The 8,496-nt window shown below is 66.7% G+C and carries 9 protein-coding genes; 5 read left to right on the top strand and 4 right to left on the bottom strand.

The features are described from left to right. Positions 1 to 344 precede the first annotated feature (344 nt). The gene (locus JYJ93_RS39715) at positions 345 to 1,187 is read right to left on the bottom strand and encodes an FKBP-type peptidyl-prolyl cis-trans isomerase (protein ID WP_206786118.1); all 843 of its coding nucleotides are present in this window, start codon (positions 1,185 to 1,187) and stop codon (positions 345 to 347) included. A gap of 208 nt (positions 1,188 to 1,395) precedes the next feature. Further along, positions 1,396 to 1,656 carry a GlsB/YeaQ/YmgE family stress response membrane protein gene (locus tag JYJ93_RS39710; protein WP_206786071.1) on the bottom strand — a complete coding sequence of 87 codons (261 nt, stop codon included), beginning with the start codon at positions 1,654 to 1,656 and terminating at the stop codon, positions 1,396 to 1,398. 154 nt (positions 1,657 to 1,810) lie between these two features. On the opposite strand from JYJ93_RS39710, the gene JYJ93_RS39705 reads away from it, so the two are divergent. From JYJ93_RS39705 to JYJ93_RS39695, 3 genes are read left to right on the top strand one after another with little or no spacing between them, the layout of a single operon-like run. Next, complete coding sequence (locus JYJ93_RS39705; protein ID WP_206786072.1) at positions 1,811 to 3,034, top strand: AAA family ATPase; 1,224 nt, start codon at positions 1,811 to 1,813, stop codon at positions 3,032 to 3,034. 6 nt (positions 3,035 to 3,040) lie between these two features. Further along, positions 3,041 to 3,832, top strand: a complete 792-nt coding sequence (locus JYJ93_RS39700) for a hypothetical protein (RefSeq protein ID WP_206786073.1) — start codon at positions 3,041 to 3,043, stop codon at positions 3,830 to 3,832. Next, a complete protein-coding gene (locus tag JYJ93_RS39695) occupies positions 3,829 to 4,935 on the top strand; it encodes a hypothetical protein (RefSeq protein WP_206786074.1) in 1,107 nt (368 codons plus the stop codon). The genes JYJ93_RS39700 and JYJ93_RS39695 overlap by 4 nt, the downstream gene beginning before the upstream one ends. Positions 4,936 to 4,938: 3 nt before the next feature. Here JYJ93_RS39695 and JYJ93_RS39690 read toward each other — a convergent pair whose 3' ends face one another. Then, positions 4,939 to 6,378, bottom strand: coding sequence for an MATE family efflux transporter (locus JYJ93_RS39690; protein WP_242543568.1), 1,440 nt, complete (start codon positions 6,376 to 6,378; stop codon positions 4,939 to 4,941). Between the two features lie 239 nt (positions 6,379 to 6,617). Here JYJ93_RS39690 and JYJ93_RS39685 point away from each other — a divergent pair, with 239 nt between their 5' ends. Further along, a complete protein-coding gene (locus tag JYJ93_RS39685; protein ID WP_206786124.1) occupies positions 6,618 to 7,673 on the top strand; it encodes a DapH/DapD/GlmU-related protein in 1,056 nt (351 codons plus the stop codon). 43 nt (positions 7,674 to 7,716) lie between these two features. Next, positions 7,717 to 8,097 carry a hypothetical protein gene (locus JYJ93_RS39680; RefSeq protein WP_206786126.1) on the top strand — a complete coding sequence of 127 codons (381 nt, stop codon included), beginning with the start codon at positions 7,717 to 7,719 and terminating at the stop codon, positions 8,095 to 8,097. A 6-nt stretch (positions 8,098 to 8,103) separates the two neighbouring features. On the opposite strand, the gene JYJ93_RS39675 is transcribed toward JYJ93_RS39680, so the two are convergent. Beyond that, a partial coding sequence (locus JYJ93_RS39675) for a GNAT family N-acetyltransferase (RefSeq protein ID WP_206800737.1) occupies positions 8,104 to 8,496 on the bottom strand: 393 nt, incomplete at its 5' end.

The following is an 8,496-nucleotide window of genomic DNA, read 5'->3' as shown; positions in this document are numbered from 1 at the left end:
CGGGGGCGGCGTCCGTGCGCAGGGTGTGCATGGCCTTGAACTCCTCCTCGGAGACGGCGCCCGTGGCGGACGGCGCGCGCGCCACCTCCGCCGGACTGCTCGTCGCGCAGGCGCCCAGCATCAGCGCCGCCGCCAGCACCCACGTGAGCCTCTTCATGTCCGGCTTCATCGTCCGTGTCCTTTCGGGGCCCGGGCTGTCCGGGCCACTTCGCGTGCCTTCGGGGCGTAGCGCGCTGGAGGCGGGGCGCCAGCGCGTTGAACCCCGGACGCGAAGAGGGCCGGCGCGAGGGGAAGTCCCTCACGTCGGCCCTCGTTTCAGCGCTCCCGGTCAGGGGAGGCGGTGACTACTTCGTCGCCGGGGGCGGCTTGGCGGCCGGGGGCGGCTTGGCGCCGGGAGCCGGCGGCTTCGCGCCCGGGGGCGGGGTGCCCATGCCGGGCATGCCCGGCATGCCAGGGGTGGGCTCGGGGGGCTTCACGATCTCGAGCAGCTCGACCTCGAACACCAGGGCGGCGCCGCCGGGGATGTTCGGGGGCGCGCCGCGGTCGCCGTAGGCGATGTCGGAGGGGCACACGAGCTGCGCCTTGCCGCCGACCTTCATCTTCTGGAGGCCCTCGGTCCAGCACTTGATGACGCCCTGGAGCGGGAACTGCGTGGGCTCACCGCGCTTGTACGAGGAGTCGAACTCCTTGCCGTCCGCGAGCGTGCCTTTGTAGTGCACCTTCACGATGTCGGTGGGCTGGGGCTGGGGACCGGTGCCCGCCTGGGTCTCCTTGTAGATGAGGCCGGACTCGGTCTTCACGGCACCGGGCTCCTTGGCCTTCTCCTCGAGGAACTTCGCGGACTTCTCCTTCTCCGCGTTGGCCTTGCGCAGCGAACGCTCGCGCGCGAGGTCCTGGAGCTTGGGACCGTAGGTCTCCAGGTCCACGTCGGTCTTCTGACCGGTGACCTGGGCCGTGAGGCCGGCCTTCACGAACTCCAGCTCCTGCGGGGTCATGTCGAACACGCTGATGCTGCGGCCGATGGACAGGCCCAGCGCGTACAGCGTCTTCTGCTCCTCGGTCTGCGGAGCGCCGGCGGTGGCCCCCGCCGTGGAGGTGCCGGTGGCGGAGGTCTCGCCCGGCTTCGCGCCCTGGCCCTGGCAGGCCGTCAGGCTCAGCATCGCCGCGATCAGGATCGTCTTCTTCATCATGATGTCGTCGCCTTTCCTTTGGCTCAGCGGCGGCCGACCGCCCCCCGCTGCATGCCTGGGGGCGCGGTGTACTACAGAAAGTGCCCGGCATCCTCTTGGGAACCGTGCTTTCCCCGGATGGGGGTCCATGCAGGTAGGACAACCGGCCGCCGGCCCCCCAACCGGCGGGAAGGCCCCGGATTCCCGGCGGGGATGGTGGGAATCCCTAACGGGAGCGCCCGCCGAAGGCGGCCTGGGAGACCAGGAGCAGGACAATGGCGCCCAGGATGGCGCCCAGGAAGCCGGTGGGCTCCGGGTCGCGCCAGTCGGTCCCCCGCCAGACGGACGTGAGGAAGCCGCCCACGAAGGCCCCGGCGACGCCCAGGAGCGTCGTGCCCATGCACCCCAAGCGCTGGTTCCCCGGCAGCACGGCCCGGGCGATGAGCCCCGCGAAGAAGCCGAAGATGATCCACCCCAACAGCCCCATGACGTCCTCCGTGTGCCGTGTGCCCGGCCCGCAGTGTGGAGCACGGGAGGCAGGGGCGGAAGTGCGGGTGGAGGTGTTCTTGACCCTGGAGGGGGCGTGTGGTGCGGTCGTTCGACGATGCTGCGCCCTCTTTGGCGCCTAGGGCGGACCGACGATGAACAAGCTGACGCGGCTGACCATCAACAAGTTCCGGAACGTCGCGCCGACGACGCTGGAGTTCCGCCCGGGGCTCAATGTGGTTCTTGGGCGAAACGCGGCCGGGAAGACGACGCTGCTGCGCCTGTTGTCGACACTTATTGGAGCACCAGATGCTACTCTTCGGAATGATCCATTGGAGGCAAGCTACAGCGTAGTCAGCACCAATGGCCTTAGTTTCGACCACTTGACCGTCAAAACACGAGTCAACGCGCCTGCGCTTCCCCAGATGCCAGGAAAACCAGCATGGGAAGAGCATTACAGCATCGAACAATCAGACCGCTTTTTCTTCAAACGACTTGGCATGGTTGCATTGCATGCAGATTTGCATCCAAACGAAACCATCCTAACAACTACAAACAAACACCACCAAGCTCCAAAGCGACCACATGAGAGCCCACTCATGTCAATCATCTCCACACTCTGGAGCGACAAGCCGTTCGACGATTCTCAAAGTCTCGCCTTCGAAATCCTAAACTCCTACCCAGCATCAGCTGGACGAATGGATGAGAGCCTCGAACAATTCAACAAATTGTTTCAACTGGAGGCACAGGCAACAAACAGAAGATTCATATGGGACGCTATTGAGGTTCCCGATTCGCTGACCAAAATACGTCCTGAAACACTTCCGCCAGGAACTGCAGCTACTTTCCAATTGGCGTTTCTCAAACGCGTAGCACCCGTTCTTGGGTATGAGTCTGCCAGTGTCCGATTTGACATTGAACGACTCAACCCAGAGCCAGACCGCCACCTAACGAAACTAAGGAATCTCCGTTTCTTTTTCAAAAGGGGGGATGAAGAGGTATCTCACGACCTGCTTAGTTACGGTCAAAAGCGCCTACTCGCTTTCTTCGCCAACGCAGATGCCTCCGGAGACATAATAATCGCCGACGAACTCGTGAACGGGCTTCATCATGAATGGATCTCCGCATGTCTCAACGAGATCGGAGAACGGCAGGCTATCCTTACCAGCCAGAATCCTCTTCTCCTGGACTTCTTGCGTTTCGAGAGCATTGAAGAGGTCCGCAACACCTTCATTATTTGCAAGCGCGCTGAAAGCGCTACAGATGCGCAACTCATCTGGCGCAATCTAACTGAGGACGAAGCCGAGTCCTTTTTTCTTGCCTATCAGACTGGGATTCAACGCGTCTCGGACATCCTTCTCACCAAAGGCCTCTGGTGACGTGCAATGTTAGCCCGTGCGCGCATCCTCGCCCTGACCGAGGATTCAGGTAGTCAGGGGCATCCCACGCTTCAGAAGATCTTGAAAGAAGCGCTCAAGCTCGTTGTGGAAGGCGTTGATCTCAATCCTGTCCGCATCAAAATCGAGCCACTTCCAGAGAACGACCGTGCACGACTCGGGTTGCGCGGAAACAGTTGGAAGGAAGAGCCTCCTACGCAGGACACGCTTCGCCTGATTGAATCAATTGCAGTGCGTCTGACTGAAAAGCCCGCTGGATTCGTCGTCTTCCACTTCGATACTGACTCAGTGTGGAGCGAGCGGGATACCGATCCCAAGAGCAACAGGCGAAAATTCGAAACCCTTATCCGTGGCCGAGTGCGTCGTCGCCTTATGGGAGAAGGAGCGTCGCCTAGAAATCCACGTGCCCCTCCTCCGCAGACTTCAGAGGAGGCTGATGCGGCGTTAAGTCGTCTCCTTGTCTTCTCTCCCTGCTACAGCATGGAGTCCTGGCTATACCAAGCCACGAGTGAGTTGCGCCCCCTCTGCCAGAATGAGCACGACTCTAACGAGCACACACAACTCATCGAGGAATGGACCACGGACCGGACTCGCCTTGATGAAGTCCACCAGCCCAAGGTCGTGATGAAGAAGTGTGTGGCCGATCATCACAACGAAACGCTCGCCAAGTCTTTCCCCGCAGAAGACGTCTGGCTGGCTGAGCGTTCCTTCCACGAGTCCGTGGAACGCCTCCGCGCCTGCACCGCCCTGGTCGAAGCACTCTCCCACCCCGTCTCATGAGCCCCCTCCGCCGAGCCACCCAGGACGACAACGCCGCGCTGCTGGACCTGTTCGGCGACGTGCCCATGACCGGGGACCTGGTGCTCAGCACGCAGCGGTCGCCGGACTACTTCGGCCTCTTCGCCATGCAGCGTGGGGAAGCGGAGGTCTGGGCCCACGGCGAAAACTCCCGCCTGGATGGCATGGGCGCCATCCATGTCCGCGACGGCTGGCTGGACGGCAAACCGTGCCGCGTGGGCTACCTGGGCGATTTGCGCACCCGCTTCTCCGCGCGCCGCGCCCGGGGCCTGGCCCGGTTCTATGGCCCCGTCCTGGAGGAGACCTCCCGCCGCCATGGCGTGGACGTGTTCCTCACCGCCGTCATGGCCTCCAACGCCGCCGCGCTCCAGTCACTCGTGCGTCGTGGCGCGGCCCGGGAAGCGCAGCCGCACTACCACCTGATGCGCGCCTTCTCCGCCATCTCGCTCCAGTTCGTCCTGCGACGCAAGCCGCGCCCCAGCCGCTACACCGTGCGCCGGGCCACCGCCGCGGATGTGCCCGCCATGGCCGCGATGCTGAACGCGGACCATCGCTCGCGCCCCTTCGGCTATCGCTTCGACACCGGTGAACTGGAGCATCGCCTCGCTCACTGGCCGGGGCTTCGCGTGGAGGATTCGTTCCTCGCGTTCGATTCCGCCGGGCAGCTCGTCGGCTGCACTTCGGCGTGGAACCCCGACGCCGTGAAGCGCTACCGCGTGCTCGCGTACCGGGGCGGCATGAAGTGGGTGCGCCGGGGCTTCAACGCGCTCGCCACCGTCACCGGCGCGCCCCGCCTGCCCGCGCCCGGCGGCGACTTCCGCTACTTCTACCTCTGCAACACCAGCATCCCGTCGGAGGACCCCGCCGTCCTGCGCGCGCTGCTGGATGCCGTCTACGCCGCGTTCCACGGAAGGGGCTTCCACTTCTTCACCGTGCAGCAGGACGCCGGTGACCCGCTGTCTTCCGCCTTCGACGGCTTCATCCAGCGGCGCCTGGACTTCCACCTCTACGCCGTCACGCCCGCCTCGCGCCCCCCAAGGACCTTCCCGGGGGGACGCACCGGCTTCGAAATCTGCCTGCCCTGACGCTCACACCACGCGCGTCTTCCAGCGCCCACGCCGGAACAGGACGATGCCCACCACGGACATCACCGCGAAGGCCGCCGGCACCGCCCAGTAGGCTCCCACCACGCCCAGCCCCACCGGATGGGCCAGCACCCACGCCAGCGGCAGCTCCAGCGCCCAGAGACATCCCAGGTCGATGAGCGTGGGCGTGCGCGTGTCCCCCGCGCCGTTGAACGCGGAGGTGATGACCATGCCGTACGCGCACGACAGGAAGCTCAAGGAGAAGATGCGCAGCGCCGTGGCCCCCGTGTCCACCACCGCCGGGTCCGTCGTGAACGCTCCCAGCAGCGGATGCGCGAAGATGAAGAACGCCACGCCGATGGTGCCCAGCACCATCAGGTTGTACCTGCCCGCGAGCCACACCGCCTTCGCGCCCCGGTCCGGGTCGCCCGCGCCCATGCTCTGTCCCAGCAACGTGGCCGCCGCGTTGCCCAGGCCCCACGCGGGCATCAGCGCGAACATCGTGATGCGGATGGCGATGGTGTAGCCCGCCAGCGCCGTGCTGCCGAACGACGACACGATGCGCACCAGCACCACCCAACTGGACGTGGTCACCAGCGCCTGCACCATGCCCGCGCCCGACAGCCGCAGCATCGCGAGCATCGTCGCGGGCTCCAGCGACACGTGCTCGCGCCGCACCTGGAGCCGGCCGTTGGAGCGCATCAGCCGGTAGAGCTGGTACACCACGCCCGCGCTGCGGCCCAGCGTGGTGGCCCACGCCGCGCCCACCACGCCCATCTCCGGGAACGGCCCCCAGCCGAAGATGAGACACGGCGCGAGCACGATGTTCAGCCCGTTGGCCAGCATCAACACGCGCATCGCGATGGCCGCGTCGCCCGCGCCCCGGAAGATGGCGTTGATGAGGAAGAGCAACAGGATGCTCACCACGCCGCCCATCATCACGCGCGTGTAGCCCACGCCGTGCTCCAGCACCCACGGCGAGCCGCCGAGCGCCGCCATCATCGGCCGGGCGAAGACGATGCCCGCCACGGCCAGCACCGTGGAGATGACTACGCCCAGTCCAATGGCCTGCACCGCCGTGCGCGCCGCCCGCTCCGCGTCCTTCTCTCCAATGCGCCGGGCCACCATCGCCGTGGCGCCGATGCTCAGGCCCATACCGGCCGCGTAGATGATGGTGAGGATGCCCTCGGTGAGCCCCACCGTGGCCACCGCCTCCGCGCCCAACCGGCCGACGAAGGCGACGTCCACCACGGCGAACACCGACTCCATGCACATCTCCAGCACCATGGGCACGGCCAGCAGGAAGATGGCCCTCCCGAGCGGCAACTGGGTGAGGTCCTGCTCCGAGCCGTGCAGGGCCTCCTTCACCAGGGCCCACAGCCCCTTCTCCACGGCGTCGCGGCTGGCCACGGGCTCGGGCGCCTGGGCGTGGCTGTCCGCCAACGGTGTCTCTTCCACGGGGTGAGGCCTTTCGAGAGCGAGGGGACTTCCTACCGCGAAACGCCCACACGTGGCGCCCAGCGACGCTGGCTTCCTACGCCTCCCGTCCCCCACTCCTGACATCTGAAGGTGCCGCACCCACCCTCCTCGGCTCAGCAAGCGAGCGTCCGCTGTTGGACGGCGGAGTCGTGCCTTTGGACAACATGCCCTTGGAAGAGCCAGGAGTAGCTTGCTGCATCCCGATGAGTCCCTTACCCGCGACCGCTTCTCTCCTGCCCACCGCGGTAGGTCCTCATTTCACCCTGGCCTCGTCCGCGCGACTGCTGGGCACCACGCAAGTGGGGCCCGGGGCCATCATCTCCCGCGGCGCCGTCGTGCGCTCGGTGGGGGGCTCCGTGATGTTGGGAGCCTTCTCCACGCTGCGCGAGGACGCGGTGGTGGTGGGCACGCCCGAGCGGCCCACGTCCATTGGCGAGAAGACCGTGCTCGGTTCGCGCTCGCTGGTGATGGGCGCGCGCGTGGGGTCCCTCTGCGACGTCGGTGACGGCGCCATCCTGATGCCCGGCGTGACGCTGGGCGACCGCTGCCTGGTGGGCGAGGGCACCGTGTTGCCGCCCGGCATGACGGTGCCGGATCAATCCGTGGTGCTGGGCCGGCCGGGACAGGTCCTGCGGATGCTATCCTCCGAGGACCTGACCCACCTGCAGCAGCGCCGGGGCGGAGACCTGTCGCTGCCCGCCGCGCCTTTGACCCCTTTCTCCGCGCGCGACCGCGCCGAGGACGCCCCCATGGGACAGCTGTATGCCTTTCGCGACCGCCACCCCTTCGTCCACCCGACCGCCACGCTCTTCTCCTCCGCGGAGGTGTCCGGTGACGTGGTCATCGGCGCGGGGGCCATCATCGGCGCGGGCGTCAAGATCACCGGCGACCTGAATGGTCCGGTGCGCATTGGCGCGCGGGTGCAGATCCTGGAGAACACGGTGCTGCACCTGCAGCCGGACACCATGCTGGTGCTGGACGAGGGCGTGGTGGTGGGCCCGGGCTGCGTGCTGCACGCGTGCAACCTGGGCGCGGGCACGGTGGTGGAGCCCGGCGCCATCCTCTGCGAGGGCAGTCACCTGGGCAAAGGCTGCCACGTGGCCGCCGGCAGCCTGGTGAAGGCGCGCGCGGTGTTCCCGGACTACGCGCTGGTGGAGGGCTTCCCCGCGACGCAGGTGGGCACGCGCACATCACCGCCGGAGCCGCCGCGCTGGGTGCTGCGGCCCGAGGACCTGCCGGGCCTGCGGCGCATGGGGTGACAGGATTTGCACAGGCCGTGTGCCCTCTGGCAGGGTCGCGGCCATGGAACAGGTCCACTCAATCATCGAGATCGCAGGCCCGCTGCTGCTGGGGCTGGCCTGTGGCGCGCTCTTCCGGAAGTTCGTGTACCCGCGCATCCTCGCGCGGCTGGGGAGCCTGGCCGGGTGGGTGACCTCCGCCGCCAACACGTGGGTGCTGTTGGTTCACATCTGCATCGCGCTGGGCGTGGCGGCGGCATGCCATGCGTCCAATTCCGTCGCGACGCTGATGTGGCTGCATGAGAACCTGTCCACGCCGCCCTTCGCGCTCACCCAGGAACTGATCCACGGGTTCTTCCTGGGGGCGACCTTCCTCACCGGCTACTACCTGGCGATGTTTCCCGCCTCGGGCTCCGAGGAGGAGCAGGCCTCCGGCGCGGTCTGACCCCTTTCAGGGAAGCTCCATGAGGACCTCGGCGACTCCGTCCGGGTCCTGAGGGTTCTCCTGGGCCACCGTGCGGAAGCCACACTTCTCGAGGACGCGGATCGACCCGACGTTGTGGACCGCGACCCACGCGTGGAGCGGACGGTTCGGCTCGAGCACGAGGAACTCCGAGAGCGCCCGCGTCGCGATGCCCTTGTCCCAGTGCTCGCGCCCCACCCAATAGGCGATGAGGCGCTTGCCGTCCTGTTCCCAACTGCCGACGTACCCAGCGACCCGGCCGTCAGCGACGATGGCGCGGGTCACGTTCTCGGGGCGGAGCACCTTCGTGCGCCAGTGGGTCAGGAAGGCATCGCGTTCCCGCGACGGGAATGCAGCCATGCGCAGCGCGACTTCGTCGCG

This window comes from Corallococcus sp. NCSPR001 (genome assembly GCF_017309135.1).
GTDB lineage: Bacteria > Myxococcota > Myxococcia > Myxococcales > Myxococcaceae > Corallococcus.
Note: the sequence above shows the minus strand (reverse complement) of the source record. Positions and strands in the feature narration are given on the sequence as shown.

Coding starts and splice junctions, on each gene's coding strand:
- JYJ93_RS39715 (WP_206786118.1), bottom strand. CDS start 1,187: ATGAAGAAGACGATCCTGATCGCGGCGATGCTGAGCCTGACGGCCTGC.
- JYJ93_RS39710 (WP_206786071.1), bottom strand. CDS start 1,656: ATGGGGCTGTTGGGGTGGATCATCTTCGGCTTCTTCGCGGGGCTCATC.
- JYJ93_RS39705 (WP_206786072.1), top strand. CDS start 1,811: ATGAACAAGCTGACGCGGCTGACCATCAACAAGTTCCGGAACGTCGCG.
- JYJ93_RS39700 (WP_206786073.1), top strand. CDS start 3,041: ATGTTAGCCCGTGCGCGCATCCTCGCCCTGACCGAGGATTCAGGTAGT.
- JYJ93_RS39695 (WP_206786074.1), top strand. CDS start 3,829: ATGAGCCCCCTCCGCCGAGCCACCCAGGACGACAACGCCGCGCTGCTG.
- JYJ93_RS39685 (WP_206786124.1), top strand. CDS start 6,618: ATGAGTCCCTTACCCGCGACCGCTTCTCTCCTGCCCACCGCGGTAGGT.
- JYJ93_RS39680 (WP_206786126.1), top strand. CDS start 7,717: ATGGAACAGGTCCACTCAATCATCGAGATCGCAGGCCCGCTGCTGCTG.